24 protein-coding genes and 2 tRNA genes are annotated in these 25950 nt (G+C 68.8%); 15 read left to right on the top strand and 11 right to left on the bottom strand.

What is annotated here, in order from left to right:
* Positions 1 to 21: 21 nt before the first annotated feature.
* The 3 genes from B7K24_RS11035 to orn form a co-directional block, all read right to left on the bottom strand.
* On the bottom strand, positions 22 to 777 hold the full coding sequence (locus tag B7K24_RS11035; RefSeq protein WP_084130383.1) for a DUF4126 domain-containing protein: 756 nt from the start codon (positions 775 to 777) through the stop codon (positions 22 to 24).
* A gap of 121 nt (positions 778 to 898) precedes the next feature.
* A tRNA-His gene (locus tag B7K24_RS11030) sits at positions 899 to 974 on the bottom strand.
* An 87-nt stretch (positions 975 to 1061) separates the two neighbouring features.
* Positions 1062 to 1703 (bottom strand): oligoribonuclease, encoded by a 642-nt coding sequence (orn, locus tag B7K24_RS11025; protein ID WP_084130382.1) that lies wholly within the window; start codon positions 1701 to 1703, stop codon positions 1062 to 1064.
* A 165-nt stretch (positions 1704 to 1868) separates the two neighbouring features.
* Here orn and B7K24_RS11020 point away from each other — a divergent pair, with 165 nt between their 5' ends.
* Genes B7K24_RS11020 through B7K24_RS11010 form a run of 3 tightly spaced genes read left to right on the top strand, consistent with a single transcriptional unit; the run spans position 1869 to position 3870 of the window.
* On the top strand, positions 1869 to 2225 hold the full coding sequence (locus B7K24_RS11020; RefSeq protein WP_084130381.1) for a GntR family transcriptional regulator: 357 nt from the start codon (positions 1869 to 1871) through the stop codon (positions 2223 to 2225).
* Positions 2222 to 3109 carry an ABC transporter ATP-binding protein gene (locus tag B7K24_RS11015; protein ID WP_084130380.1) on the top strand — a complete coding sequence of 296 codons (888 nt, stop codon included), beginning with the start codon at positions 2222 to 2224 and terminating at the stop codon, positions 3107 to 3109. Before B7K24_RS11020 ends, B7K24_RS11015 begins: the two co-directional genes overlap by 4 nt.
* On the top strand, positions 3106 to 3870 hold the full coding sequence (locus tag B7K24_RS11010; protein ID WP_084130379.1) for a hypothetical protein: 765 nt from the start codon (positions 3106 to 3108) through the stop codon (positions 3868 to 3870). The genes B7K24_RS11015 and B7K24_RS11010 overlap by 4 nt, the downstream gene beginning before the upstream one ends.
* 54 nt (positions 3871 to 3924) lie before the next feature.
* Here B7K24_RS11010 and B7K24_RS11005 read toward each other — a convergent pair whose 3' ends face one another.
* Complete coding sequence (locus tag B7K24_RS11005) at positions 3925 to 4425, bottom strand: hypothetical protein (protein ID WP_084130378.1); 501 nt, start codon at positions 4423 to 4425, stop codon at positions 3925 to 3927.
* Positions 4426 to 4511: 86 nt separating this feature from the next.
* The gene (locus B7K24_RS11000; RefSeq protein WP_084130377.1) at positions 4512 to 5603 is read right to left on the bottom strand and encodes an NADH:flavin oxidoreductase/NADH oxidase; all 1092 of its coding nucleotides are present in this window, start codon (positions 5601 to 5603) and stop codon (positions 4512 to 4514) included.
* Positions 5604 to 6020: 417 nt separating this feature from the next.
* On the opposite strand from B7K24_RS11000, the gene B7K24_RS10995 reads away from it, so the two are divergent.
* From B7K24_RS10995 to B7K24_RS10970, 6 genes are all read left to right on the top strand, one after another.
* On the top strand, positions 6021 to 7055 hold the full coding sequence (locus B7K24_RS10995) for an ABC transporter substrate-binding protein (protein WP_200808336.1): 1035 nt from the start codon (positions 6021 to 6023) through the stop codon (positions 7053 to 7055).
* A gap of 114 nt (positions 7056 to 7169) precedes the next feature.
* Positions 7170 to 8714 carry a sugar ABC transporter ATP-binding protein gene (locus B7K24_RS10990; protein WP_084130376.1) on the top strand — a complete coding sequence of 515 codons (1545 nt, stop codon included), beginning with the start codon at positions 7170 to 7172 and terminating at the stop codon, positions 8712 to 8714.
* Positions 8711 to 9790: an ABC transporter permease gene (locus tag B7K24_RS10985; protein WP_084130375.1), complete on the top strand. Its 1080-nt coding sequence runs from the start codon at positions 8711 to 8713 to the stop codon at positions 9788 to 9790. Before B7K24_RS10990 ends, B7K24_RS10985 begins: the two co-directional genes overlap by 4 nt.
* Complete coding sequence (locus B7K24_RS10980) at positions 9787 to 10803, top strand: hypothetical protein (RefSeq protein ID WP_084130374.1); 1017 nt, start codon at positions 9787 to 9789, stop codon at positions 10801 to 10803. The genes B7K24_RS10985 and B7K24_RS10980 overlap by 4 nt, the downstream gene beginning before the upstream one ends.
* 68 nt (positions 10804 to 10871) lie before the next feature.
* Positions 10872 to 12410 (top strand): sugar ABC transporter ATP-binding protein, encoded by a 1539-nt coding sequence (locus B7K24_RS10975; RefSeq protein ID WP_084130373.1) that lies wholly within the window; start codon positions 10872 to 10874, stop codon positions 12408 to 12410.
* A gap of 12 nt (positions 12411 to 12422) precedes the next feature.
* The gene (locus tag B7K24_RS10970; RefSeq protein WP_084130427.1) at positions 12423 to 13469 is read left to right on the top strand and encodes a LacI family DNA-binding transcriptional regulator; all 1047 of its coding nucleotides are present in this window, start codon (positions 12423 to 12425) and stop codon (positions 13467 to 13469) included.
* On the opposite strand, the gene B7K24_RS10965 is transcribed toward B7K24_RS10970, so the two are convergent.
* Positions 13431 to 13503 (bottom strand) — tRNA-Arg (locus tag B7K24_RS10965). The genes B7K24_RS10970 and B7K24_RS10965 overlap by 39 nt on opposite strands.
* A gap of 168 nt (positions 13504 to 13671) precedes the next feature.
* Here B7K24_RS10965 and B7K24_RS10960 point away from each other — a divergent pair.
* From B7K24_RS10960 to ettA, 5 genes are all read left to right on the top strand, one after another.
* Positions 13672 to 15261 carry a dynamin family protein gene (locus tag B7K24_RS10960; RefSeq protein ID WP_084130372.1) on the top strand — a complete coding sequence of 530 codons (1590 nt, stop codon included), beginning with the start codon at positions 13672 to 13674 and terminating at the stop codon, positions 15259 to 15261.
* Complete coding sequence (locus B7K24_RS10955; protein ID WP_084130371.1) at positions 15258 to 16613, top strand: GTP-binding protein; 1356 nt, start codon at positions 15258 to 15260, stop codon at positions 16611 to 16613. Before B7K24_RS10960 ends, B7K24_RS10955 begins: the two co-directional genes overlap by 4 nt.
* Positions 16610 to 17437, top strand: coding sequence for a pyrroline-5-carboxylate reductase (proC, locus tag B7K24_RS10950; protein ID WP_084130370.1), 828 nt, complete (start codon positions 16610 to 16612; stop codon positions 17435 to 17437). The genes B7K24_RS10955 and proC overlap by 4 nt, the downstream gene beginning before the upstream one ends.
* Before the next feature lie 180 nt (positions 17438 to 17617).
* The gene (locus B7K24_RS10945) at positions 17618 to 18109 is read left to right on the top strand and encodes a single-stranded DNA-binding protein (RefSeq protein ID WP_084130369.1); all 492 of its coding nucleotides are present in this window, start codon (positions 17618 to 17620) and stop codon (positions 18107 to 18109) included.
* Positions 18110 to 18243: 134 nt separating this feature from the next.
* Positions 18244 to 19926 (top strand): energy-dependent translational throttle protein EttA, encoded by a 1683-nt coding sequence (gene ettA, locus B7K24_RS10940; RefSeq protein ID WP_084130368.1) that lies wholly within the window; start codon positions 18244 to 18246, stop codon positions 19924 to 19926.
* 106 nt (positions 19927 to 20032) lie between these two features.
* On the opposite strand, the gene B7K24_RS10935 is transcribed toward ettA, so the two are convergent.
* Complete coding sequence (locus B7K24_RS10935; RefSeq protein WP_084130367.1) at positions 20033 to 20416, bottom strand: VOC family protein; 384 nt, start codon at positions 20414 to 20416, stop codon at positions 20033 to 20035.
* Between the two features lie 39 nt (positions 20417 to 20455).
* On the opposite strand from B7K24_RS10935, the gene B7K24_RS10930 reads away from it, so the two are divergent.
* Complete coding sequence (locus tag B7K24_RS10930; protein WP_084130366.1) at positions 20456 to 20956, top strand: thioesterase family protein; 501 nt, start codon at positions 20456 to 20458, stop codon at positions 20954 to 20956.
* A 184-nt stretch (positions 20957 to 21140) separates the two neighbouring features.
* Here the strand turns inward: B7K24_RS10930 and B7K24_RS10925 are convergent, their stop codons facing one another.
* The 4 genes from B7K24_RS10925 to B7K24_RS10910 all read right to left on the bottom strand — a co-directional run bounded on the left by B7K24_RS10925 (position 21141) and on the right by B7K24_RS10910 (position 25841).
* Positions 21141 to 22064: a glycine betaine ABC transporter substrate-binding protein gene (locus B7K24_RS10925; protein ID WP_084130365.1), complete on the bottom strand. Its 924-nt coding sequence runs from the start codon at positions 22062 to 22064 to the stop codon at positions 21141 to 21143.
* Between the two features lie 143 nt (positions 22065 to 22207).
* Entirely contained in the window at positions 22208 to 23155 is a 948-nt protein-coding gene (locus B7K24_RS10920; RefSeq protein WP_144268263.1) for a proline/glycine betaine ABC transporter permease, read from the bottom strand.
* Complete coding sequence (locus B7K24_RS10915) at positions 23155 to 24426, bottom strand: glycine betaine/L-proline ABC transporter ATP-binding protein (RefSeq protein WP_084130363.1); 1272 nt, start codon at positions 24424 to 24426, stop codon at positions 23155 to 23157. The genes B7K24_RS10920 and B7K24_RS10915 overlap by 1 nt, the downstream gene beginning before the upstream one ends.
* Positions 24427 to 24824: 398 nt before the next feature.
* Positions 24825 to 25841, bottom strand: a complete 1017-nt coding sequence (locus B7K24_RS10910) for a glycosyltransferase family 2 protein (protein ID WP_084130362.1) — start codon at positions 25839 to 25841, stop codon at positions 24825 to 24827.
* Between the last annotated feature and the right edge of the window lie 109 nt (positions 25842 to 25950).

Genomic DNA, 25950 nt, shown 5'->3' with positions numbered 1-25950 from the left:
TCGCTTGCTAAGACTCGCGGACTAAGGCTCGCGCGGTGCCGGCACCTCGGGCGACTCGGCCGACGGCTGGGACGGCGATTGCGCCTCGCCTCGCCGGGGCGTGAGGCGAGGCTCGCGCCACTTGGAGCGCCACCACGCGACGACGCCGCCCTCGGCCTCCTGCTCCTCACGTTCGAGCCGTTCCTGTGCCTGGCGCATCTCGCGGTGGCGGCGGCGCCGTCGACCGCTCGTGACGATGCGGTAGATCGCGACGCCGATGACGATGAACACCACCACGACGAGGATCGGCACAAAGATCGCGACCAAACACAGCGTGAGCGAGATGGCGTCCTCAGCGAAGGATGCGAGCGGCGCTCCTGTGCCGCCCGTCGTCGCGTTGACCGCCGGGCGAGAGGCGGCCTTGCCGACGTGAACGGCGAGGGTCAGCACCGCACCCACCAGCCCCGCGACCAGCGGATTGTCCTGCCAGAACGTCGACGAGTCGACGGCAGTCGCGGCGGCGGTGGCCGCGAAGATCACGCCGCCCACGAGCGGCCGGATGGCCGTCTGGATGAGGTCGTTGACATGATCGACGCCGGGGATCTTGTCGACGACGAGTTCGAGCGCGAGGAACACCGCGGAGGCGATGATCATGGGCCACGACTCGAGCCACAACAAATGGTCCGGCAGCACGATGAAGTCGGTGAAGCGCGCGAACAGTCCGACGACGAGCAACGGGATGAAGGCGTTGAGGCCCGCGGCGGCCGAGAGTCCGGCGCCGGTGAGCGCTGCGAGCATTCTGATCCTCCTGACGGGGCGGGTCACGCGACGCTCCAGGGTACCCGCGTGCGCGCGCAACGAGGCAAGGCCTTGGGTCAAAAGCGAAGGCCCCCGGGTGTCCCCCGGGGGCCTTGCGAGATGGGGTGGCTAACGGGACTTGAACCCGCGGCCCCCGCGACCACAACGCGGTGCTCTACCAGCTGAGCTATAGCCACCATTCGGCGCCTGAATCAGGACCGACGACGATCATACCGTGTCCGCGGCCCTGCTCGCGACGCCCGTGTGGTGCACAGGTGCGGCCTCTAGGCGGTCGCCGTCTCCGTCTGCGTGCCGGATTCTCCCGTCTGGCGTTCGGTGACACGAGCTGCGGCAGCAGCGGCCGTGTCCGAGTCGGGGCCCGGCAGCTCCGCGAGCACCGTCTGGCGGTAGTAGCGCAGTTCGGTAATGGAGTCGCGGATGTCGCCCAAGGCGCGGTGTCCACCGGTCTTGGCGGGGGCGTTGAAGAACACGCGCGGGTACCAGCGGCGCACCAGTTCCTTGATGGACGATACGTCGACCACGCGGTAGTGGAGGTAGGCGGTGACGTCGGGCATGTCGCGCGCGAGGAAGATGCGGTCCATGCCGACGGTGTTGCCCGCGAGGGGCGACTTGCCGGCGACCGGCGCGTGCTTCGCGATGTAGGCAAGCACCTGGGCCTGGGCGTCCTCCATGGTGGTGCCGTGTTCAAGCTCGGGCAGCAGGCCCGACGAGGTGTGCATGTCGCGCACGAAGTCGTTCATGCCCGCGAGGGCCTCGGCGGACGGCTTGATGACCACCTGCACGCCGTCGCCCAGGATGTTGAGCTCGGAGTCGGTGACGAGGCACGCGACCTCGATCAGCGCATCGTTCACGGGATCGAGCCCGGTCATCTCGCAGTCGATCCAGACGAGGGGTGTGTCAGCCATGCCTCACACCTTACGGCCAGGTCCCGACATTCCCACGCCGTGCACGTACCGAGGCGAGCATCGTGCCTGCTAGCCACGGCATCGGCTGCAAAGTGTTGACGAAGCTCCGCCGACGTGGTTACTTAGTTACACAAGTAACTAACCAATGAACCCGGAGGTGGCGGCGTGGACGACGGTCAGCCGATCTTCCTGCAGATCGCTCAGCAGCTCGAGGGGGAGATCCTCGACGGCTCGCTGGGGGAGGAGACCCAGGTGCCGTCCATCAACGCGCTCGCCGCCTTCCACCGCATCAACCCGGCCACCGCGCTCAAGGGGGTGAACCTCTTGGTCGACGCCGGCGTGCTGTACAAGCGCCGCGGGATCGGGATGTTCGTGGCCGAGGGTGCCAGGGCGCGACTGCTCGACCAGCGCCGCTCCGAATTCGCCGACGCTCACGTGCGTCCCCTCGTCGACCGGGCCCGCGGGCTCGGCCTGACGTCCTCAGAACTCACCGACATGATCGCCAAGGAGATGAACCGATGACCGCCATCGTCGAGGCCGCCGGCCTCACCAAACGCTTCGGCAAGGTCACCGCCGTCGACGACGTCTCGTTCTCACTCGAACAGGGCGGCATCCACGGCCTGCTGGGCCGCAATGGCGCCGGCAAGACCACCCTCATGCAGCTGCTCACCGGACAGGACTTCGCCACCCGTGGCGACGTGAAGATCTTCGGCGAGCGCCCCGTGGAGAACGCCCGCGCCGTGGGCCGCACCTGCTTCATTAAGGAGTCGCAGGTCTACCCCGACGACTTCCAGGGCAAGCACGTACTCCGTGTCGCGCCGCGGTTCTTCCCGCACTGGGACGAGGACCTCGCACAGCACCTGGTCGAGGCCTTCGGGGCCCCTATGGATCGCAAGATCAAGAAGCTCTCGCGCGGCCAGCGCAGCGCCATCGGCGCCATCGTCGGCATCGCCTCGCGGGCCGAGCTGACGTTCCTCGACGAGCCCTACGCGGGTCTCGACGCCGTCGCTCGCCGCCGCTTCTACGACCTGCTCCTCGAGGACTACGCGGAGCACCCCCGCACCATCGTGCTGTCGACCCACCTGATCGACGAGGCGGCCGCGCTCCTTCAGCGCGTCCTCGTGATCGACAACGGCCGGCTTCTTATCAACGCCGACGCCGAGGAGTTGCGCGGCTCGGCCACCACTCTCGTCGGGAAGGCGTCCGATGTCGACGCGTTCTCCGCGCACCGCGAGGTGCTCGACCGCTCCACCATCGGCGGCATCGCCTCGGTGACCGTCGCGGGCCTAAGCGCCGAGGACAAGCGAGCCGCGGCATCGGCCGGACTGGAAGCAACCCCGGTCTCCCTTCAAGAACTCATCGTCCGCCGTACGGGTGGAACTCTCACCGAGGAGGTGTCGGCATGACCGCCGTCGCTCACGAGCGCCACGTCGCTCCCGCGCCCACCCGCATCTGGAACGTGGTGCGACTCCACGTCGCCAACCCGATGCCCACACTGGTCCTGCCGTGGCTCATCACGTTCATCGTGTTCGCGGGCAACCTCGCCATCTGGCTGATGGTGGTGCAGGCCGCCGGGGGCATGGAGAACCTCGAGGCGGGCGCCTTCCAATACAGCGGCGGTATCTCCTGGATCATCGTGTTCATGATGGTCGTGGCGGTGCAGACCATGAACCTGACTTTCCCGTTTGCGCTGGGTTTCGCGGTCACGCGCCGCGACTTCTACCTGGGCAGCGCCCTGTATTTCGTTCTCCTGTCGCTGCTGTACGCGACGGGGCTCACCGTGCTGGCCGCGATCGAGTCCGCCACGGACGGGTGGGGCATGGACGCAGCGTTCTTCGCCCCGTACGGGATGTACGACGAGCCGCTCGCGGTCCTGTGGTTCGCGTACTTCGGCCTCATGCTGCTGTTCTTCTTCCTCGGAGCCGCCGTCGCGACCGTCTGGGTGCGGTGGAAGGCGTACGGCCTGTACGCATTCTTCATCGGCCTTGCGGCGGTACTCATCGGGGCCGCGTGGGTGATCACGACTACCGAGTCGTGGGGAGACGTCGGCCAGTTCTTCGTCACGACCTCGCCCGCGGCGCTCGTCGCGTGGACACTGCCGCTGACGGTCGTCAGCGCGGTCGTCGGCTTCCTGTTTCTGCGCCGCGCCACTCCCAAGTCGGCTTAAGACATAGTGAGGGGCCGATGCGATGGTCACCATCGCATCGGCCCCTCACTTGTGTCAGGCGCTGGGGGAGGCCGAGGGGTCGACGCTCGCACCGGCCACCACCACGGTGAGCAGGCCGGTGTCGCCGCCGGGCTCGCCCGCCCAGGCGATGTCGACCCGGTAGTCGCCGTCGCTGTAGCGGGCACCGCTGGCGGCATCGGCCACCGAGCCGCCACGGGACTCGGTGAAGCCGGCCTCCTCGAGAGCGGCGGCGTAGTCCGTCATCTCGAGTGAGGGGCCAGTGGTGGCCACGGTCCAACCCGAGCCGGTGACGGCCGCCGCGCTCAGCTCACCCTCGGGCACCGGTACCGCTGTGGGCCAGTCGCTGGGGAGCGTGGCGCCCTCGCCGAAGTTCAGCGACACGTCGCCGCCGGTCGCATCCTCGACGGCCTGCTGCGCCGAGTCGCGGGCGATCTCGCCGACCGCGCCGCCGATGCCCTCGCTCGAGCATCCCGTCAGCGTGCCGGCTGACACGACGAGGGCGGTGACGGCAGAGGCGGTGACACGGGCACGCATGGGGATACTCCTTCGGATCGGGCGTTCTGCCAGGCCAACGATCGTGGCGGCGCCCGGGTTCCTGAGAGCGGTCCCAGGTGCGCTCGTTACGGCCGCGCCGCGAAGGTGCCGCGCGCGTACTGCGCCGGCCAGTAGTCCACGTCGGCGCCCAACTCGTGCGCGGCGCGCAGGGCGAAGTGGGGGTCACGCAGGAACTCGCGGCCCGCCATCACGGCATCGGCCTTGCCGCTCGCGACGATCTCCTCGGCCTGCTCTGGCTCGACGATGAGGCCAACGGCGCTCACGGGAATGTCGGCGCGCTCGCGGACCGCCTCGGCAAAGGGCACCTGATAGTTGGGGCCCACGGAGATGCGGGCGTCGGCGATATTGCCGCCGCTCGAGACGTCGATGAGGTCGGCTCCGGCCTCCTTAGCCCATGCCGAGACCGTGACGGTGTCCTCGAGCGTCCAGCCGATCGGCTCCTTCCAGTCCGTCGCGGACAGGCGCACGAAGATCGCGACGTCCTCGCCGGCCTCGCGGCGCACCTCCCGCACCACCTCGAGCAGGAATCGGGCGCGGTTCTCGAGCGAGCCGCCGTAGTCATCCGTGCGGTCGTTGCTGAGGGGGGAGAGGAACTCATGAAGCAGGTAGCCGTGCGCGGCGTGCACCTCGAGCACCTCGAAGCCGGCGTCGAGCGCGCGGCGCGCGGCCTGGCCGAAGGCGACCACGGCATCGGCAATCTGGTCCTGGCTCATCGGCGTGGGGTCTGCGAGGCCGTCGAAGGCGAGCGTGGAGGGGGCAAGGGGCGTCCAGCCGCCGTCGTCGTGGCCCACGGGGCCGTGTCCGGACCAGGCGCGATGGGTCGACGCCTTGCGGCCCGCGTGCGCGAGCTGGATGCCGGCCTTGGCCCCCTGCGCGTGCATGAAGGTGACGATGCGGGCCCACGCGTCACGCTGCTCGTCGTTCCAGATGCCGGTGTCCCACGGCGTGATGCGGCCCTCGGGGGTCACGGCGGTGGCCTCGGCCACGACGAGTCCCGCGCCGCCGCGGGCGATGCCGCCCAGGTGTGCGAGGTGCCAGTCCGTGGGCACGCCGTCGCGCTTTTCCACCGAGTACTGGCACATGGGGGCGGTCCACAGCCGATTGCGGAAGGTGGTGGAGCGCAGGGTGAAGGGGGTGAACAGTGCAGACGCGGGCATGACGGTCTTTCTCGATGCGGTGTGGGGCGTGGTCTCAACGCTACGCCGGGTGTGCGGGATTCCCGGGGTGGGGCGCTGACCTCATGGGGCGCTGACCGGATGGGGCGCCGGTGGGCCCTGAGAGCCACCTGGTGCTCGCTTTTCGCCGAAACCGGGGCCCAGATGGCTCCTGGGAGGTCCTCGCGTTGTGGCGGGGCGCCCGCAAGGTGAACCCTCACATTTCCGGGCTCGGAAGTGGCGCAAATGGGGACATTTACCTGCCGCCACCCGCGCCACCGTTACGTAATCGTGATGAGAAAGGTCTTGTGAACGCTCACAATGTGAGCGCTATCATCCAAGTGCGGCACCGCTGACGGTGCCGGGGATATCACCAGCCTTCCGGCGCTGACGCCGGGACAGAACGAGGAGGTTCTAGGCATGAAGAAGCGTTTCCTGTCCACGTTTGCCCTCGCCGGGGTCGCGGCCCTGACGATGGCCGGGTGCACCACCGAGACGGGCACCACCACCGACGACTCCACGGGGGAGTCCACCGAGGAGACCACGACCGAGGCGGGCGGCGGCGACGAGGCGGCGTCGGACGTCATCACCGTCGGCTTCGCGCAGACCGGCGCCGAGTCGGGATGGCGCTCGGCTAACACCGAGTCCATGCAGGCCGCATTCTCGGAGGAGAACGGCTTTGAGCTGATCTTCAACGCCGCGGACAACGACCCCGCGGCGCAGATCTCCGCCGTCCGCAACTTCATCAACCAGGGCGTCGATGCGATCGTCATCGCCCCGGTCGTGGAAGACGGCTGGGACGACGTGCTCCAGGAAGCCGCCTCGGCCGAGATCCCCGTCATCCTCGAGGACCGCACCGTGTCCGCGTCGGAGGACCTCTACTCCAGCTGGGTCGGTCTCGACTTCGAGGCCGAGGGTGTGAAGGCCGGCGAGTGGGCCGCGGAGCAGTACGGCGACACCGAGACCAAGATGGTGGTGCTCGAAGGCACCACCGGTTCGGCCCCCGCCAACGACCGCGCGGCGGGGTTCTCGTCCGCGATCGAGGGCACGATGATCGAGACCATCGACTCGCAGACCGGTGACTTCACTCGTGACGGTGGCAAGTCCGTCATGGAGGGCTACATCGCCAACTACGGCGTCGACGGTATCGACCTGGTGTTCGCGCACAACGACGACATGGGTCTGGGTGCCATCGAAGCCATCGAGGCCGCCGGTGCGGTCCCCGGTGAGGACATCAAAATCATCACCATCGACGCGGTCAAGGACGGCATGCAGGCGCTCGTCGACGGCAAGATCAACTACATCGTCGAGTGCAACCCGCTGCTGGGTGACCAGGCCGCGGATCTCGTGAAGAAGGTGCTGGCCGGCGAGGAAGTCGACAAGGCCTACTACGTGGAGGACCAGGCCTTCGACCAGGCCGCCGCCGCCGAGGTCATCGACTCGCGACCCTACTAAGCCGATCTAGGCCACAGTAGGAACAGCAGTCACCGCTGCCGCCGGGAGGAACGGTCCTCCCGGCGGCAGCGCCACCCTCGCACATCACGTGCTCGACTCAGAGGTCTCACCGATATGACCGTGGACACCGACGTCCGGCCGCTCGTCTCGATGCGCGGCATCACCATTGCCTTTCCTGGCGTCCTCGCCCTCGACGGCGTCGACTTCTTCTTGCGCCCCGGCGAGGTTCACTCGCTGATGGGCGAGAACGGCGCGGGAAAGTCGACCCTCATCAAGGCCCTCACCGGCGTCTACGCGATCGACGCCGGCACGATCGAGGTTGCGGACGAACAGCGCGACTTCAGCTCGACCGCCGATGCTCAGGCCGCCGGCATCTCGACCGTGTACCAAGAGGTCAACCTGTGCGCGAACCTGTCGGTGGGCGAGAACGTCATGCTCGGCCACGAACCGCGGGGGCTTCTGGGTATCGACTGGAACGCCGTCCACCGTGACGCGGCCCGCCACCTGGCCAGCCTGGGCCTCGACCTCGACACCCGCTCGCCGCTCGCCAGCCACTCGATCGCCATCCAGCAGCTGGTCGCCATCAGCCGTGCCATGGTGCTCGACGCCAAGGTGTTGATCCTCGACGAGCCCACCTCAAGCCTTGACCGTGGCGAGGTCGATCAGCTTTTCGCGGTCATCCGCTCCCTGCGCGAGCGCGGCGTCGCCATCCTGTTCGTCTCCCACTTCCTTGAGCAGGTCTACGAGATCTCGGACCGCATCACGGTGCTGCGTAACGGCGCCCTCATCGGCGAGTACCTCGTCGAGGACCTGCCGCGCGAGGCCCTGGTCACCGCGATGATCGGGCGCGAACTCGATGAGCTCTCCGCGCTGTCGGGCGCCGCCGAGCGCACCATCGACCGCGCCGGCACGCCGGTTCTGAGCGCCGAGGGGGTCGGCCGCAAGGGCGTCCTCGAGCCCGCCGATCTCGACGTTTTCGAGGGAGAGGTCGTCGGCATCGCCGGCCTTTTGGGTTCCGGCCGCACCGAACTGGTGCGCCTCCTGTACGGCGCGGATAAGGCCGATGCCGGACAGATTTCCGTCGCCGGCGAGCGGGCCAAAATGCATGCGCCTCGCCACGCCATCGACCGCGGCATCGCCTTCTCCTCCGAGAACCGTCGCGCCGAGGGCGTGGTCGCGGAGTTGTCCGTGGCCGAGAACATGATCCTGGGCGTCCAGGCTCAGCGTGGCTGGATGCGTCGCCTGAGCAAGACCGAGCAGGACGCGATCGTCGCCGAATACATGGAGGCGCTCGGGGTGCGCCCCGCCGACCCGACGGTGCCCATCGGCACCCTGTCGGGCGGCAACCAGCAGAAGGTGCTGCTGGCCCGCTGGCTGGCCATGCAGCCGCGCCTGCTGATCCTCGACGAACCCACGCGCGGCATCGACGTGGGAGCGAAGGCCGACATCCAGCGCAAGGTGGCGCAGCTCGCCGCCGAGGGGCTCTCCGTCGTCTTCATCTCCTCCGAACTCGAGGAGGTGCTGCGCATCACCCAGCGCCTCGTGGTCCTGCGCGACCGGCGCAAGATCGGCGAGCTCGACCCCACCGAGGTCGACCTCGACGGACTCGTCGACTACATCGCCAATGCCGGCCACACCGAAAGGAGCGCGACGCGATGACCCTCCTGAAGCATCGCCTGTTCTGGCCCGTCGCGGCCCTGGTCACGCTCGTCGTGGTCAACGTCATCGCGAACCCCAACTTCGCGAAGGTCACCATGCGCGACGGTGACCTTTACGGCAACCCCGTGACGATCCTGCGCGAGAGCGCACCGCTCATGCTTGTCGCGCTCGGGATGACGCTCGTGATCGCGACCCGCGGCATCGACCTCTCGGTCGGCGCCGTGATGGCGGTCTCGGGCGCAGTGTCGCTCACGATCATCGCCGATTCCCCCGATCCCGGCAGCCTCGGCACCGTGACGGTCGCCATCGTGGTGGCCGTGCTGGTGGCGCTCGTGCTGGGCGCCTGGAACGGCTTCCTCGTCTCGGTGCTGGGCATTCAGCCCATCATCGCCACTTTGGTGCTGATGCTCGCGGGGCGCGGCGTGGCGCTGCTGATCACCGGCGGCGCGATCACCACCGTGACGAGCGCGCCGTACAAATTCCTGTCCAACGGCTACCTCATCCTGCTACCCGTCGCGTTCTTCATCTGGGTCGCCGTCGTCGCGATCGTGGCGCTCGTCGAGCGCCGCACGGCGCTGGGGATGCTCACCGAGTCCGTGGGCATCAACCCCGAGGCCTCGCGACTAGCCGGCGTGCGCTCGCGCGGCATCATCCTGTCTGCCTACATGGTGTCGGGCCTGCTCGCTGGCGTGGCTGGCATCATCAACGCCTCCAACACGATGGCGGCGGACTCCAACAATGCGGGCTACCTCATCGAGCTCTACGCGATCCTCGCCGTCGTCCTCGGCGGCACCAGCCTGATGGGCGGCAAGTTCTCGATCGCCGGCACCGTCATCGGCGTGCTCACGGTGACCACGCTCGACAAGACCATCCAGTTCTTCGGCGTCCCGCCGGCCCAGAGCCCCGTGTTCTTTGCGGTCGTCGTCGTCATCGTGGTGCTCGTGCAGTCGCCGCGCGTGCACGCGTGGGGACGTGCGGCATCGGCCCGCATGCGCCGTACCCCCTCGGGAGGCGAGCCTCCTACGGGGCCAGGTGCGGCATCGGCCGCCAAGAAGCGTGAGGAGGTGGCGGCATGACCGCCGTCGTCACCGAGGCCCCGAAGGCCTCGTCCATGGACCGCATGCGTACCTTCGCGGCTCGCCGCGCATCGGTGCTGCCCACGCTCGCCGCGATCGCGATCCTGATCGTGCTGCTCGCCGGCGCACAGGTCGAGTTCGGCAACTTCCTCACACCAGGCAACCTGTCGGCGCTCCTGCTCGACCACGCCTACTTGCTGGTCCTCGCGGTGGGTATGACCTTCGTGATTGTCACAGGCGGTATCGACCTGTCGGTGGGCTCCGTGATGGCATTCACAGGCATCCTTGGGGCGTCGATGCTCGCCAGCGGTATCCCGGTGTGGATCGTGGTACCGGTCATGCTCGCCGGCGGTGCCGCGATCGGCACGCTCATCGGAGTGCTCGTGCAGTACTTCAACGTGCAGCCGTTCATCGCCTCGCTCGCCGGCCTGTTCCTCGGGCGCGGACTCGCCTACGTGGTGAGTCTGTCGTCGATCCGCGTCGAGAACCCGCCGATCCTGTGGCTGCAACAGACGCGCTTCGTGATGGGCAGCTGGTACATCACGCCTACCGGCATCATCGCGCTCATCGTGGTCGCCATCGGCGCCGTCGTGATGGCGCTGACACGCTTCGGCCGCACGGTCTATGCCATCGGCGGCTCCGAGCAGTCGGCACGGCTGATGGGTCTGTCGGTCGCGCGCACCAAGGTGCTGGTCTACGTCATCTCGGGCCTGTGTGGCGGGCTCGCGGGTCTGCTGCTGACGGCGTACTCGGGCGCCGGCTATCCCCGCTACGGCATCGGCACCGAGCTCGACGTCATCGCCTGTGTGGTGATCGGCGGCACGCTGCTGACCGGTGGGCGCGGCTACGTGCTGGGCTCGATGGTCGGCGTGTTCGTGTTCGCGACCATCACGACCATCATCTCTTTCATGGGCGCCGAGCAGGCCTGGACCCACATCATCGTGGGCGCCCTGCTGCTGCTGTTCATCGTGGTGCAGCGCGCCATCGTCGCCCGGTCCGACCGGCAGACATGACAAGCGGCGCCGCCCGCCACGCGGCGTCCGACGCGCCTCGTCCGCCCGGGTCATCTCACACACGGCCGATGCCGTGCCAAGATGGCCCGGTGGACGAGGCATCGGCGCTGGTAGAGATCGCGGGCGCCACCGTGCGCTTCGGGTCCTTCACCGCGCTCGACGGCGTCGACTTTCGGATGTTCCCCGGCGAGGTGCACTCGCTCATGGGGGAGAACGGCGCCGGAAAGTCGACCCTCATCAAGGCGCTCACCGGGGCGCTCCGTCTCGACGAGGGGACCGTCGTCATCGACGGTGCAGCGCGCCACTTCTCAGGGCCGCGCGACGCCCAGGAGGCGGGCGTGTCGACCGTCTACCAAGAGGTGGACCTGCTGGAGAACCTCTCGGTAGCGGAGAACATCTTCCTCGGGCGTGAGCCACGGCGTTTCGGCGTCATCGACCACCGCGCAATGCGCCGCGACGCCGCCGCCGTGCTGGAGGGGCTCGGCCTCAGCCTCGACCCCGCCTCGCCGCTGGGGCGTCATCCGCTGGCCGTGCAGCAGCTCGTCGCGATCGCCCGCGCCATCTCCACCGACGTGAAGGTGCTGGTGCTCGACGAACCCACCTCGAGCCTCGACCTCGACGAGGTCGCCGAACTGTTCCGGGTGATCCGTGACCTCAAGGAGCGTGGCGTTGCGATCTTGTTCGTGAGCCACTTCCTCGACCAGGTCTACGAGATGAGCGACCGCATCACCGTGCTGCGGGACGGCTCGCTCGTCGGCGAGTACCTCACGACCGAGCTGCTGCGCATCGACCTCGTCAAGAAAATGCTGGGCCGCGACGTGGCGGAGATCGCCCCGCGTGAGCATGTCGTCGAGCCCGAGATGCCCGCCGACCCCATCCTGTCCGCGCGGGGGCTCACGCGAGCGCCCGGCATCACCAATGCCGACGTGGACATCGCCGAGGGCGAGGTGCTGGGCGTCGCGGGCCTCCTCGGGTCGGGCCGCACCGAGTTGGCCCGTGTCCTTACCGGCGTCGACCGGGCCCACAGCGGCATCATCCGGATCGAGGGCAAGCCGGCACGGCTCGACTCGCCGCGACATGCCGTGAACTTGGGGGTCGTGTACTCGTCCGAGAACCGGCGTACCGAGGGCCTCATCGGCGATCTCTCGGTCGAGGAGAACATCGCGCTCGCGCTCCAGGCGCAGCAGGGCGCGCTTCACCCGATTTCCGGCGCGCGCAGGCGAGAGCTCGCGTTGTCGTGGATTGAGGCCCTCGGCATCAAACCCGCCGACCCGGACCGCCTTGTGCGCACCCTCTCGGGCGGCAATCAGCAGAAGGTCATGCTCGCGCGCCTGCTCGCGCTCAGTCCGCGTGTGATCGTTCTCGACGAGCCGACCCGCGGCATCGACGTGGGAGCCAAGGTCGAGATCCAACGGCTGGTGGGAGAGCTCGCCGACAACGGGCTGTCGGTGGTGTTCATCTCCGCCGAGCTCGAGGAGGTCCTGCGCGTGGGCGACCGGGTCGCGATCTTGCGCGAGGGGGAGGTCGCAGAGACCGTCAACGCCGCTAGCCTGAACCCCGACACGCTCATGGCCCTCGTCGCCCAGCCGGACCTTCCGGAAGCGTAGGAAGGGACCGAGGTGGACCAGGACAAGCCGGCACGCGCTGCGAACATTTTCGATGTCGCGCGCCTCGCGGGCGTGTCGCACCAGACCGTGTCCCGTGTCATCAACGGCATGCCCAACGTGCGACCCGCGACCAAGGAGCGCGTGGAGCAGGCCATGAAGCAGTTGCGCTACAGCCCGTCGCCTGCGGCGCGCGCGCTGGTCACGCGCCGCACCCGCACGCTGGGCCTGGTGACTCCCGCTGTGGCGGATTTTGGGCCCACGTCCATCGCGATGCATTTCAATATCGCGGCTCGCGCCGCGCGCTACAGCGTTGATGCCGCGCGGTCGGCCGATGCGGAGCCGGCGACTATCCGCGCCACCGTCGAGGGGCTGCTGCGTCAGCGGGTGGACGCCGTGGTGCTGATCCTCACCGATGCCACCGCGCTCGAGGCGGTGCAGGCGCTCGACCTCAACGTGCCGCTCGTCGCCGCCGCCTCGACGCCGCGCCGCTCGCCTCAGGTGGTACAGATCGATCAGTACCGGGGCGCACGCGCGGCCGTGCGCCACCTCGCCGAGTTGGGTCACGCGCGCGTGCTGCACCTCGCGGGGCCCGAGCGGGCGTCCGACGCGAGCGAACGCGAGCGCGGTTGGCGTGACGAACTCGCCGAGCGCAGGCTTGAGGCCGTGGACCCCTTGCGCGGCGACTGGTCGGCGCGCTCGGGCTACGAGATGGGGGAGCGCCTCGCGGTCGAGGTAGGCGACGCGATCTTCGTCGCCAACGACCAAATGGCCATCGGCCTCATGTCGGCCCTGCGTCATCGAGGGCTCGAGGTGCCTCGCGACGTCTCGCTCGTAGGCTTCGACGACATCCCCGAGGCTGCCTACCTCTACCCGCCGCTGACCACGGTGCGCCAGGACTTCGCGGCGCTGGGCCAGATGATGGTGCAGAAGGTCTTGGTGGCGCTCGAGGAGGACGGCGAACCCACCGTTGACACGCCCCTGCCCGCGCACCTCATCGAGCGCGACTCGGCGCGTGAGCGGCGCCCCCGGCAGGACTCGAACCTGCAACCTACGGATTAGAAGGCCGTTGCTCTATCCATTGAGCTACGAGGGCGTGGCGGCGAGTAGGCCGACCAGGACCAGGGTAGTGGGAAGCGCGAGCCGGCCACGGCATCGGCCCTGTTCCTGGCCGTCCACCCGAGTGGGCCGGAACGGGCGATAATAGACGGCGGACCAGGCACGGTAGCCTGTTCGAAGCCTGAGGACGGAGGTAGCGCGCGGCATGTCGATCCGCCCCATCAAGACGTGGTCGTACCCCGGCGCACTGCTCGACGCTCTCGTCGACACGCGCCGCGTGGTCGGCGGTGTCGAGTTACCCATCCCGTTGGGTGACGCGGAGGCCACCCGCGAGCTTGTCGCGCACATGGTCGACCAGCTCGACCACCACCTCATTCCGCGCGTGCGCGAGGAGGCCTCGCCTGCCGTCGTGGTGGTCGCGGGTTCGACCGGGGCGGGCAAGTCCACGGTCGTGAATGCCCTGCTAGGGGAGCCGCTGACCCCGGCAGGGGTCCTGCGCCCCACCACGCGGGTGCCGCACGTCTTCCACCACCCGCTCGACGCCGAGGTGCTGACCTCCGTCGCCGACGGGTCCGAGGTTATCGCCACCGACGCCGTGCCGCGGGGCCTCGCGCTCGTGGACTCGCCTGACCTGGACTCGGTGCGCGGCGAAAACCGCGACGTCGCCGAGAAGCTGCTCGAGGCCGCCGACCTGTGGATCTTCGTCACCACCGCCGCGCGCTACGGCGACGCCGTGCCGTGGGATGCGCTGCGCCGCGGCGCCGAGCGGGGTGCGTCGATCGCGATGGTGCTCAATCGGGTCACCGCCGACGTCGCCGCGCAGGTGCGCCGCGAACTCGTCGAGCGCCTGGCCGCGGAGCAACTCGAGTCGTTGCCGCTGTTCGTGATCCCCGAGGACGAGGTGGGAGGCGCCGAACTGCCCCACGACGTGGTCGAGGGGCTGGGCCGCTGGCTCGAGGGCGTCGCCGCAGCCTCGGCCGCCACCATCGTCGAGCGCACCATGCACGGCGCCACCGAGTCGCTCAAGGAGTGGCTCGAGACACTCGCCGAGCGCATGGACGACCAGACCGCCGCCGCGCGCGAAGTCCGCTCCGAAGTGCGCCGCTGTGCTGCCCACGCCGAGGCCAAGGGCGGCGCCGAGTGGTACCTCGAGATCTCCACCGGCTCGCTGTCCGCGCGGTGGGAGTCGGCCTCGTCCGAGGGCGGACCGCTGCACAAGCTCCGCCACTCGGCCTGGGCCAAGCGCCGCCACGCGCGCGAGCGCCGCGACGCGGTGCTGTACGAGATCCACAAGGACCTGCTCGACTCCGTCGAGGCGGTCCTTGCGCTGGCCGCGGCCGATGCCGCGACGTCGATGGTCGAGACCCTGACGGACGGCGACGAGTCGCCGGGCGTGTGGCTCGCCTCGCGGCGCGATGCCCGCGACGCGCGCGTCATCAGGGAACGACGGGCGGCCGATGCCGCACGGGCCTGGGTGACCAAGTGCGGCGAGCAGGTGATGAGGCTTCCGGGCGCCGCGCGCGGCGCCGAGATAGTGGGCGAGGAGGGGCTCGCGGTCGCGATGGCCTGCGCCGCGCTGGGAGTCGAGGAGGCGCGCACGGTCCTGGGTGTGCTGGTCGCGCCCAGCCTGTCCGACCCCATCCACCACGCGCGCGCCGAACTCACCGGGGCCAGGCGGTACTGCATCAATCGCGAGGCCCTCGACATGATGAAGCCCACCGATGTGCCGAGCCTCACGGCCGAGGCGTCGTCGACCGTGCGACTGCGCCGCGCCGAGCTGCGGGGCCTCTTGTGAGCATCCAGTTCGAGGCCATCGGGCAGCCCGACGAGGCCGAGGCGCTGCGTCAACGGGTGGCGCGGCTGCGTTCCTCCATGGAGTGGGCATCCGATGCGATCCCTCAGTCCGTGCGCGCGGAGGTCACCGCGACCATCGAGCGCTGCGATGAGCGGCTCGCCCTGGGCGTCGAGCACACGGTCGTGGCGCTCGCGGGCGGTACCGGCTCTGGCAAGTCCACGCTGTTCAACGCGATCCTGGGTCGCGAGTTCGCCGTCGCGGGCGTCGCACGGCCCACCACCTCCGCCGTGAGCGCAGCGGTGTGGGGCGGACGCGGAGACGCCCTACTCGACTGGCTCGGCGTGGACCGGCAGCGACGCCTGGCGCGCAGCATCGACCAGCTGGACGACCCCGACGAGGACCAGCTACGCGGCATGGTGCTGCTGGACCTGCCCGACCACGACTCGGTGAATCCCGAGAACCGTGCCGTCGTGGACCGCGTGGTGCCGATGGCGGACCTCCTACTGTGGGTCGTGGACCCTCAGAAATACGCCGACCATGCGCTTCACTCCGCGTACCTCGAGACGGCGTCTCGCCACGGCAGTCCCTCGCTCGTCGTCCTTAACCACGTCGACCGCCTCACGACCAAGGATGCGTGGGCGGTGGCCCGCGATCTTCAGCGCCTGCTAGCCGTCGACGGCATGACCCAGGTGCCGGTGATGCCCGTCAGTGCCAAGACCGGTCACGGTATGGACATCCTGCGCGCCGAGCTCGCCGGCGCCGTCGCCGCGCGATCCGTGGCCGCGGAGGCGGTGCGCGCGGACCTCGTGTCCGCCGGTCGCGCCCTGGCGGGGGCGCTGAGCAAGGGCGCCGACCCGCAGCTACCCGATGCCGAGGAGTTGGTCATCGCCCTCGCGCGCGCCGCGGGTGTGGACGCCAGGGCCGAGTCCGCCGCCGCCGTCGCGCGCGGCGCGAGCGCGGGGGAGCGGGCGCCCATGCGCTTGTCGATCGCCACCGTCGAGCGCGAGCGCCTGGACTGGGTGGACGCCGCGACGGACGGATTGCCCGCGCAATGGCGGCGCGTCGTCGCCGAGAGCGTGCTCGACGCGCCGAGCCTCGCCGCCCGCATCGAGGAGGCGCTGGCCGATGCCGCCTGGCCTTCCGTCGACCCGCCCCAAGGGTGGCGAGCATTGTTTGCCAAGGCGACCCTCGCATCGGCCGCCCGCAAGAAGACCCTCGAGGCCGGCCGCGCGGCGGTGCGGGCCGTGATCGCGCCCGAGGTTGTCGAACCAACCGAGACCATCCACCAGGCCTACCGCGCCCTGGACGAGCTCACGGAGCTCGAGGCGGGGGCCGGCGAGGAGCAGTCATGACCGAGACCCTTCGCACCGTCGCCGTGTTGGGCGCGGGCAACATGGCCGGGGCCATCGCGCAGTCGCTCGCAGGCGCTGGAGACGTCGAGAGCATCCGCCTCACGACGCGCACGCGCGAGCCGGAGTGGGCTGGGGGACTGTCTCACGTCGAGCATCGGGCGCTGTCGGTGGATGAGGGGGCGACCGCGTGGGCGCTCGACGGAGCGGATGCGGTGATCCTGGGCGTGAAGCCGTACCAGATCGTGGAACTGTGCGAGGAGATCGCGCCTCTCCTCGGAACCGATGCCGTGGTGATCTCGGTTGCGGCCGGGGTGCGCCTGGAGCCGATGCGTGAGGCGCTCGGCGAGGGTGAACGCGGTGCGGGCGTTCGGGTAGTGCGCGCCATGCCCAACACGCCCACCGCGATCGGGCGCGGTGTCACTGCCCTGGCGGGCGAGCCCGCGGACTGCGCCGCGGCCGCCTCGCTGCTCGCTCCCACGGGCCTGATCGAGATCGTGGACGAGTCCTTGGTGAATGCGTTTGCCGCCGTGGCGGGCTCCGGTCCCGCCTACGCGTATGCCTTTGTCGAGGCTCTCGAGGCCGCCGCGGTCTCGCTGGGGATTCCCACGGAGCAGGCCACCCGCGTCGTCACCGCGACGATGCTGGGCTCGATGACCTACCTCGACGGCTCTCCTCATGACGCCGCCGAACTGCGCCGCCAGGTGACGAGCCCGGGCGGCTCGACGGCAGAGGCGCTGCGCGTCTTCGGTGAGCGGGACCTGAACGCGACGGTGGCCGATGCCCTCGCGGCGGCGCTCGCCCGCAACGAGGAGATGGGGAAGTAGGGGCCACGCACCCGCCCTCTCGTTCGTCGGGGTGGCCGACCCCGGCGGGCCTCTCGGCATCGTCCCCAGGGGCCGCGTATCGACGGTCCCCTCCACAGATGTGGCGACGGTCTCTCGCTGTCGTCGATCTCGCCCCAGTCTGAACACGACGCCGCAGGGTGCGGCGCATGGGAGGACACGATGAGAGATCTGGAGATCACGGTGACGGGGTGGGCGGCGACGAGCCCCGCGATGGTGGTGCGTCGCGACGGCAGCATGACCGACATGGCGACGTTTCGGGTCGCGCAGACCCCACGTCGCTTCAACCCCTCGACCAACGAGTGGGCGGACGGCCGCACCGAATGGTTCGACGTGCGGGTGCGCCGAGACGCGGCGGCGTTGGTGGTGTCATCGGTGGAGAAGGGCCAGCCAGTCGTCGTGACGGGACGCCTGCGCACCGAGGAGTGGTCGGGACCGGACGGGGCCACGCGGTGGGCCATGCGCGTCGACGCGACGGCCGTGGGCCACGACCTCACCCGAGGTACGGCGAAGTTCCAGCGCGCGACGGTCGACGCGAGTGGAGAGGTGACGCCCGCGCCGCCCAAGGCGGAGGATGTCGACCCTGGCGAGGCCGAGGGACTCGACGAACTCGATGACGAGGTGGCCAAGGAGCCCGCCGCAGCGTCCGTGTAGCCGCGGCGACAGACGTGCTCCGCGCGGTCGTCCCCTCCGACCGCGCGGAGCCGTCGGCGCTCCGACCGCGTAGGCTGGTACGCGGTTCATTCGGGCGCCCGCGCGGCGCCGCCCCACGAGTTCACGGAGCAGCAGTGGCAGAGTTCATCTACACGATGCAGAAGGCGCGCAAGGCGCACGGCGACAAGGTCATCCTCGACGACGTCACGATGGCGTTCTACCCGGGCGCGAAGATCGGCGTCGTCGGTCCTAACGGTGCCGGTAAGTCGACCATTCTGAAGATCATGGCGGGCCTCGAGGAGCCGTCGAACGGCGAGGCTCGCCTCAGCCCCGGCTACACGGTCGGCATCCTCCTCCAGGAGCCGCCCCTGAACGAGGAGAAGACGGTCCTCGGCAACGTCGAGGAGGGCGTCGCCGAGATCAAGGGCAAGCTGGACCGCTTTAACCAGATCTCCGAGGAGATGGCCAACCCCGACGCGGACTACGACTCGCTGCTGGCCGAGATGGGCACGCTCCAGGAGGAGCTGGACCACGCCGACGCCTGGGACCTTGACGCCCAGCTCGAGCAGGCCATGGACGCGTTGCGCTGCCCGCCCGCCGACGCCGACGTGTCGGTCCTGTCCGGTGGTGAGCGTCGCCGCGTGGCGCTGTGCAAGTTACTGCTGGAAAAGCCCGACCTGCTGCTGCTGGACGAGCCCACCAACCACCTCGACGCCGAGTCCGTGCTGTGGCTCGAGCAGCACCTGTCGAAGTACCCGGGCGCCGTCATGGCCGTCACCCACGACCGCTACTTCCTCGACCACGTCGCGGAGTGGATCTGTGAGGTCGACCGCGGCCGCCTGTACCCCTACGAGGGCAACTACTCGACCTACCTCGAGAAGAAGCAGGAACGCCTCCAGGTTCAGGGCAAGAAGGACGCGAAGCTCTCCAAGCGCCTCAAGGAGGAGCTCGAGTGGGTGCGCTCCAACGCCAAGGGACGCCAGACCAAGTCGAAGGCTCGACTTGCCCGCTACGAGGAGATGGCTGCCGAGGCGGAGAAGACCAGGAAGCTCGATTTCGAGGAGATCCAGATCCCGCCGGGCCCGCGCCTGGGCAACGTGGTGATCGAGGCCAAGGATCTCAAGAAGGGCTTCGACGACCGCGTCCTCATCGACGGGCTGTCGTTCTCGCTGCCGCGCAACGGCATCGTGGGCGTCATTGGTCCAAACGGTGTGGGTAAGACCACGTTGTTCAAGACCATTGTGGGCCTCGAAGACCTCGACGGCGGCGACCTCAAGGTCGGCGAGACCGTCCAGGTGTCCTACGTCGACCAGTCACGCGGCGGCATCGACCCGAACAAGTCGCTGTGGGAGGTCGTCTCGGACGGCCTCGACTACATCAACGTCGGCAAGGTCGAGATGCCCTCGCGTGCCTACATCTCCGCGTTCGGCTTCAAGGGGCCGGACCAGCAGAAGGCCGCGGGCGTCCTGTCCGGTGGTGAGCGCAACCGCCTGAACCTGGCGCTGACGCTCAAGGAGGGCGGCAACGTCCTGCTACTCGACGAGCCCACCAACGACCTCGACGTCGAGACCCTCGGTTCGCTCGAGAACGCGCTGCTGGAGTTCCCCGGCTGCGCCGTGGTGGTCAGCCACGACCGCTGGTTCCTCGACCGCGTCGCGACTCACATCCTGGCCTACGAGGGCACGGAGGAGAACCCGGCCAACTGGTACTGGTTCGAGGGCAACTTCGAGTCCTACGAGAAGAACAAGATCGAGCGCCTGGGCGCCGAGGCCGCGCGCCCCAGCCGCCAGACGTACCGCAAGCTCACGCGCGACTAAGCGCTGGCGCTGCCACTGGAGCCCTCGCCGTTCGCGGCGGGGGCTCCCGTGCGTGTGCTCGGCGATCCTGGCGGTCGTCCGGCGGCGGTGCCGCCGCGCTCGCGTTTCAGTGGGTGCGCTGTACGAGCTGCACGGGATGACCGTCGGGGTCGTTCACGAACGCCACGCTCAGGCCATCGCGGAATGGGTGCGGCGCGGAGCGTGGCGTGCCTCCCGCCGCGGTCGCGGCGGCAAAGGCCGCCTCGACATCATCGGTCCAGAAGGTCAGGCACGCGCGGTCGCCCTCGGTGACGGGAGTGAGGCCGTGGCTCTCGGCGGCCGGCTGCGGCAGTGCGACGCCAAGTCCGAAGCCGCCAAGGGTCATCTCGATCTTGAACGGCGCCACGTCCGGCGCACGGAATGTCTCGCGGAAGCCGAATACGGCGTAAAAGTTCGCGGCACGCTCGCAGTCCGAGACGAACAGGATGACCTGAGGATCGGTGAACTCCATCGCTCCAGGCTACGTCCGCCGCACCGCTAGCGTGAGGGCATGAGCCGCATCCACGTCCCCATCTCCCTGCGCTGGTCCGACATCGACGCTTACGGGCACGTCAACAATGCGGAGATGCTACGGCTCCTCGAGGAGGCCCGCATCCAGGTCTTTTGGGCGGACGATGCGGTGGGCGGCTCGGTGGATGACGTCGAGGTGGGTGACGGCTTGCCCACGGCGGTGCTGTCGGGAGGTCCCGGAGCCGAGACTCACACGTTGATCGCCAGCCAGCAGATCGAGTACCTCGCCCCGGCACCCTTCCAGAGGCGGCCGCTGGACGTGCAGCTGTGGATTGGCCGGCTCGGGGGAGCGAGCGTCGAGATTTGCTATGAGGTGCGCTCGCCTCTGGCCGACGATGAGGCGCAGACGGTCTACGCGAGGGCCGCGACGACCTTGGTTCTCGTGGAGGCGGCGACGGGCCGGCCACGCCGCTTCAGCGAGGCGCAGCGGGCAGCCTGGGCGCCCTATGGTGACGCGCCAGTGCAGTTTCGCCGACGCTGAGCGAGTGCGTTGGTTGGCTCCGTGTCCTGATGGGACATGAGGGTCGAGAATCGTGCATCTCCGACCCTCATGTCCCGCCACGAGGCGGGGCAGCCAGCACACGGCCGCGCACACACGACAGCGCCGGCCGCCCCACCTAGGGCACGGCCGGCGCTGTGCGGTGTGCGTCAGGAGACGCGGTGACTTACGCGGTGAGCGAGTCGACCCACTCCTGGTTCGCGGCAACCCACTCCGACACGATCGAGTCGTAGTCGCCCTCGGAGGCGCCGTTGAGCTGGTTCTCGAGGTCGTACAGGTGGTCGGCGTCCATGGTGAAGCCGCCGAACCACTCGGCAACCTCGGGGAACTCCTCGGTCAGGCCGGTGCGACCGTAGGTGACGATCTCTTCGGCCTCACCCATGATGCCCTGGGGGTCCTCAAGGTTCTTGATGTCGTAGGCGCCGTAGGCCCAGTGGGGCTCCCACAGCGTCACGATGATGTTCTCGCCGTTCGAGGTGGCGGTGTCGAGCTCCGAGAGCATGGCGGGGGTCGACGAGGTCAGGAACTCGTAGTCGCCCAGGCCGTAGGCCTCGATGGCCTTCTCGGTGGCGCCGGTGAGGCCCGCGCCGGGCTCGATGCCCACGATGCGGCCGCCCATTTCGTCCACGTACTCGGGGAGGTCCTCGAGCGAGTCAACTGGAGCGTCGGCGTTCACAGCGATGGTGAGCGCGGCGGAGTCGAACCAGGCGCCCAGCTCCTCCATGTCGCCACCGAACTCGTCGATGTAGTCGGCGTGCGTCAGGGGCAGCCACACGTCGGTGACCACGTCGTAGTCGCCGTCGGCGACACCCTGGAAGACGACGGCCGGGTCGGCGTACTCAAGCGAGACGTCGTAACCCTTGCCCTCGAGGACGTTCTGCCACAGCAGCGACGAGGCGAGCGACTCGTCCCAGCCGTTGAAGACGGCGAGGGTGAGCTCGCCACCCGCGGTGGCCTCGTCGGTCGACTCGGCGCCGCCGGTCGCGGCGTCGGTGGTCTCCTCGGTGGTCTCGTCGGCGGACGAGCAGCCGGCGAGTACGAGGCCGGCGGTGGCGGCTACCGCGAAGGCGGTTCCAGTGCGCTTGAACATGTGTCTTTCCTTTCTCGGCATGGGGATCTCCTCACGCCGGGGAAGCACCCACCCGCTTTGCGGGGCGGGATGCCCACGGCCGCTCAGCGGCAGCCGCGAAGTCTTGCGTTGGGGCAGCGGCGAGGGCCGATGCCGTGGTCGAGTTAGGACGCGGCGCCGACTCCGGTGGCGCGACGGCCTCCGACGGTCTCGTGACCCGCGTCGAGTCGCGCCTGCTCCTGCTCGGTCTTCTTGGCGCGGCGCTTCTTTGACCACACGGCGTAGAGGCCCATGCCTTGGCCGAACGAGGCGGTGAAGCGGTCCAACAGGATCGCGAGCACCACCACCGACAGGCCGGCCTCGAAACCGAGAGCGACGTTGAGGGCCGAGATCGCCTGAGCGACGTCTCCACCGAGGCCGCCTGCGCCGACCAGGCCGGCGATGACGACCATGGACAGCGACAGCATGATGATCTGGTTGATACCGGCCATGATGGACGGCATGGCGAGCGGGATCTGGATCTGACGCAGGATGCGACGCGGAGTGGCGCCGAACGCCTCGCCTGCCTCGACAACTTCCTTGTCCACGCCACGGATGCCCAACTCGGTGAGGCGAACGCCCGGGGCCATGGCGAAGATCAGCGTCGCGATGATGCCGGGTGCCACGCCGATACGGAACAGGGCGAGCGCGGGCACGAGGTAGACGAACGCCGGGAGCGTCTGTAGGAAGTCCATCAGCGGCTTCACGATCTTCGACACGGTGTCGTTGCGTGCGGCCCAGATGCCCAGCGGGATCGACAGCGCTACCGCAAGGAACGCCGCGACGATCACCAGGGCGAGCGAGTCGACGGCGTTGTCCCACTGGTCCACGCCGACGATGAACAGCAGCCCGATGATCGAGCCGACGGCGAACTTCCAGCCGCGCGCCAACAGCGCGAGGATGGCGACCACGGCAATGACGGCCCACGCGGGGGGAGTGGCGAAGACCCAGTCAACGGCGTCAAACATCCAGATGAAGAGTTGGCGCAAGGCCTCGAAGAGCCACTCGAAGGTGTTCTCGAGCCACTCGAAGAAAGAATCGATCCAGTCGCCAACGGGAATGCGGAGTTCCATCAGTTGCCTCCCTTCGTCGCGGCCGAGTCCAACACCTTGGTGACGACCTCGGCAGGTAGCGGCTCGACGACGGGCTCTGCGGAACCCGCGGCGTCAGGCTCACCGCCCAATGCGGCCAGGAGCGTGACACGGGGCACGACGCCCACCAAGCGGTCACGCTCGTCTGTCACGGCGAGTGCGAGGGCGGCCTCAAGCGACGGGATAAACAGGTCGACGAGCGGAGTGTCCTTCGACACGGCGCCGTGATCGGTCTTGATCGCGGGGGTGAGTGACTTCTCGCCCCTCCGTACCAGGTTCATCACGTCGCGGTCGCGCACCCATCCGACGATGGTGCGGTCGCGCTTGGTGACGTACAGCGCCGAGATCTCGTTGTCACGCATCGCCGACAGTGCGGCATGGGGGCCCGAGTCCTCGCGCACCGTCGTGCGCGGCTTGCGCATGACGGACTCCGCGGTGAGCACGCGGGCACGGTCGACGTCCTGCACGAACTGCTCGACATAGTCATTCGCGGGGTTCGTGAGGATGTCCTCGGGCGAGCCGATCTGGACGATGCGTCCGTCACGCATCACGGCGATGCGGTCGCCGATGTACATGGCCTCGTTGAGGTCGTGCGTGATGAAGATGATGGTCTTGCCCAGCTCCTGCTGAAGCTCCAGGAGCTGGTCCTGCATCTCGCGGCGGATGAGCGGGTCGAGTGCGGAGAACGCCTCGTCCATGAGCAACACGTCTGTGTCGGCGGCCAGGGCACGTGCGAGGCCCACGCGCTGCTGCATTCCGCCGGAGAGCTCGGAGGGATACTTTTCCTCCCAACCGCCCAGGCCAACGATCTCTGTGACCTTCGCGGCGCGCTGCAGGCGCTCGTTCTTGCCCATGCCCTGGATCTCGAGCCCGTACGCGACGTTGTCGATCACGGTGCGGTGGGGGAGCAGAGCAAAGTGCTGGAACACCATGGAGACGCGCTTGCGGCGAATATCGCGCAGCTTGGCGGGGCTGACGCCGGTGATGGAGTCTCCTCCCACCTCGACGGTGCCGGCGGTCTGGGGGTGGAGGCCATTGAGCATGCGGATGAGGGTGGACTTGCCGGAGCCGGACAGGCCCATGACGACGAAGATCTCACCCTTCTTGACCTCGAACGAGGCGTCGATGACCGCCGCGGTGGCGCCGCCGAGCTCGTCGCGGGACGCACCCGCGCGCAGCTTCTTGACGGCATCATCCGCGCTGCGGCCGAAGACCTTGTACAGGCCATCCGCCTTCAAAGCGATGTCGTTCACTGAGTTCCTCAGCTGCCCCCCGCGTCAGAGTGGGGCGTGGTTGCGGCCTCGATCAAGCGAGGGGGCTCGCAGCCGTCGGACGGCAGTCACGGGCCCGCGGGCACCCTCATCGGGAGGCCGCCGCGCTCGCCCGGGGCGCTGCCGAAAATCCGGCGCTGCCACGAGGCCTGGGCTGGTCATTGGCGACTCGGTCGTGACTGACGCGGACCCCGAGACGGCCCGTTGACGCTATCGAGGCCGTGCGGCGAACTTCAAGTGCGAGGGCGGGAATAACGTCCCGACACGCAGGCAAAATCTCAGTAAAGTTCCTGCTAGGAATGCGATCTTGCCGTTTTGGTAACGATTAGGTAAAGAGAGGGTCGACGCGCGTCTTCTGCTGTCCCGCGGCGTGGTGTCACCTACTCCAGGCTGGAGATGAGGCCCTTGTCGACGAGTCCCTTTGCGGACTCGAACCTCGCCGTGCGGGTGCCCACGAAAGCGGTCGCTTCCACCCCATCGTAAGCCCGGTACTCCTCCGTGTGCTGTGCGCGGTTGCTGTGGTCGACGAGCCGAGCAGCGCTGGTCGAGGTGAACTTGAAGTGCAGCAGTGCCCCTTGCACGTGTGGATGTTGGCGGTTGAGCGACGAGGGTGCGAGCCGATGCGCCGACTGCACGAAGGCGTACCACCGGCGCCACCGCACCAGCGGGGTCTTGTTCAGGGCGGGGCCCGCATGGATATCGTCGAAGAACAGCCGCGCGCGGACCCCGCCCTTGATCCAGGTCGTGCCCGTGAGGGGGTCAAAGAATCCCTGGTAGCCGTCGCTGTCATAGAGAGGGCACACGTCGAGGGGATCCGTTCCGGCCGCCACGACATTGAGAGAGGCGGGCCGGTCGCTATACATGTCGATCATGACCGAGTGCAGGGCGCGTTGCCCGGAGCGCTCGAGCCCGTCGCAGAGGGCGTTCAGATCGAGCGGCGTATGAGAGGTGACCAGGAACTCATCGGCGTCGATGTAGAGCACCCACCGCCCGGCGCAGTAGGTGCTCGCGACGTGGTTGATCCAGTCGTTGCCGTAGCGCGACGAGCCGTATGCGCCGTCCGCGTGGAAGTACGTCACGTCAGGAAAGGTCCGGAGCATGTCCTCAAGGCCGTCGGATGAGCCATTATCGATGACGAAGAAGTGCTCCACGCCCGCGCGCCGGTAGTACTCCAGTAGGAAGGGGAATCGCGGCGCCTCGTCCTTGACCACCAAGGTGGCGACGATGCGAGCGGATTCCGGGGCGCCGTTCCCTCGGACCCGGACCACCTGTCGCGCCTTGACGACTCGCCGCGCGTGCGCGAGCGCAAGCTCGCGCACGTCGTGCCAGGCTCGGCGAGCCCAGCGCGGGCGGGCCATGGCATCGGCCCTCGGATCCGTCACGTGTGGTGCCCCCATGCGCTCAACATACGGGCGTCGTCCGCGTCGCGCTGGGTGGAGTGGGGGGCATTCGCCGCCATCCCTCGCCTCCCGGCAGATACGTGGCTATGGTGTGAAGCAGGGGGGA

This window comes from Demequina sp. NBRC 110055, assembly GCF_002090135.1.
Taxonomy (GTDB): Bacteria; Actinomycetota; Actinomycetes; order Actinomycetales; family Demequinaceae; genus Demequina.
The sequence above is the reverse complement of the archived record's forward strand: the minus strand, read 5'-3'. Positions and strand labels throughout refer to the sequence as shown.

Excerpts from the sequence above, each read along its gene's own strand:
- B7K24_RS10980 (WP_084130374.1), top strand. The coding sequence starts at position 9,787 with ATGACCGCCGTCGTCACCGAGGCCCCGAAGGCCTCGTCCATGGACCGC.
- B7K24_RS10990 (WP_084130376.1), top strand. The coding sequence starts at position 7,170 with ATGACCGTGGACACCGACGTCCGGCCGCTCGTCTCGATGCGCGGCATC.
- B7K24_RS10985 (WP_084130375.1), top strand. The coding sequence starts at position 8,711 with ATGACCCTCCTGAAGCATCGCCTGTTCTGGCCCGTCGCGGCCCTGGTC.
- B7K24_RS10960 (WP_084130372.1), top strand. The coding sequence starts at position 13,672 with ATGTCGATCCGCCCCATCAAGACGTGGTCGTACCCCGGCGCACTGCTC.
- B7K24_RS10935 (WP_084130367.1), bottom strand. The coding sequence starts at position 20,416 with ATGGAGTTCACCGATCCTCAGGTCATCCTGTTCGTCTCGGACTGCGAG.
- B7K24_RS10945 (WP_084130369.1), top strand. The coding sequence starts at position 17,618 with ATGAGAGATCTGGAGATCACGGTGACGGGGTGGGCGGCGACGAGCCCC.
- B7K24_RS11010 (WP_084130379.1), top strand. The coding sequence starts at position 3,106 with ATGACCGCCGTCGCTCACGAGCGCCACGTCGCTCCCGCGCCCACCCGC.
- B7K24_RS10925 (WP_084130365.1), bottom strand. The coding sequence starts at position 22,064 with ATGTTCAAGCGCACTGGAACCGCCTTCGCGGTAGCCGCCACCGCCGGC.
- B7K24_RS10920 (WP_144268263.1), bottom strand. The coding sequence starts at position 23,155 with ATGGAACTCCGCATTCCCGTTGGCGACTGGATCGATTCTTTCTTCGAG.
- B7K24_RS11005 (WP_084130378.1), bottom strand. The coding sequence starts at position 4,425 with ATGCGTGCCCGTGTCACCGCCTCTGCCGTCACCGCCCTCGTCGTGTCA.
- B7K24_RS11000 (WP_084130377.1), bottom strand. The coding sequence starts at position 5,603 with ATGCCCGCGTCTGCACTGTTCACCCCCTTCACCCTGCGCTCCACCACC.
- B7K24_RS11035 (WP_084130383.1), bottom strand. The coding sequence starts at position 777 with ATGCTCGCAGCGCTCACCGGCGCCGGACTCTCGGCCGCCGCGGGCCTC.
- B7K24_RS11015 (WP_084130380.1), top strand. The coding sequence starts at position 2,222 with ATGACCGCCATCGTCGAGGCCGCCGGCCTCACCAAACGCTTCGGCAAG.
- B7K24_RS10930 (WP_084130366.1), top strand. The coding sequence starts at position 20,456 with ATGAGCCGCATCCACGTCCCCATCTCCCTGCGCTGGTCCGACATCGAC.
- proC (WP_084130370.1), top strand. The coding sequence starts at position 16,610 with ATGACCGAGACCCTTCGCACCGTCGCCGTGTTGGGCGCGGGCAACATG.
- B7K24_RS10910 (WP_084130362.1), bottom strand. The coding sequence starts at position 25,841 with ATGGGGGCACCACACGTGACGGATCCGAGGGCCGATGCCATGGCCCGC.
- B7K24_RS10975 (WP_084130373.1), top strand. The coding sequence starts at position 10,872 with ATGCCGTGCCAAGATGGCCCGGTGGACGAGGCATCGGCGCTGGTAGAG.
- orn (WP_084130382.1), bottom strand. The coding sequence starts at position 1,703 with ATGGCTGACACACCCCTCGTCTGGATCGACTGCGAGATGACCGGGCTC.
- B7K24_RS10995 (WP_200808336.1), top strand. The coding sequence starts at position 6,021 with ATGAAGAAGCGTTTCCTGTCCACGTTTGCCCTCGCCGGGGTCGCGGCC.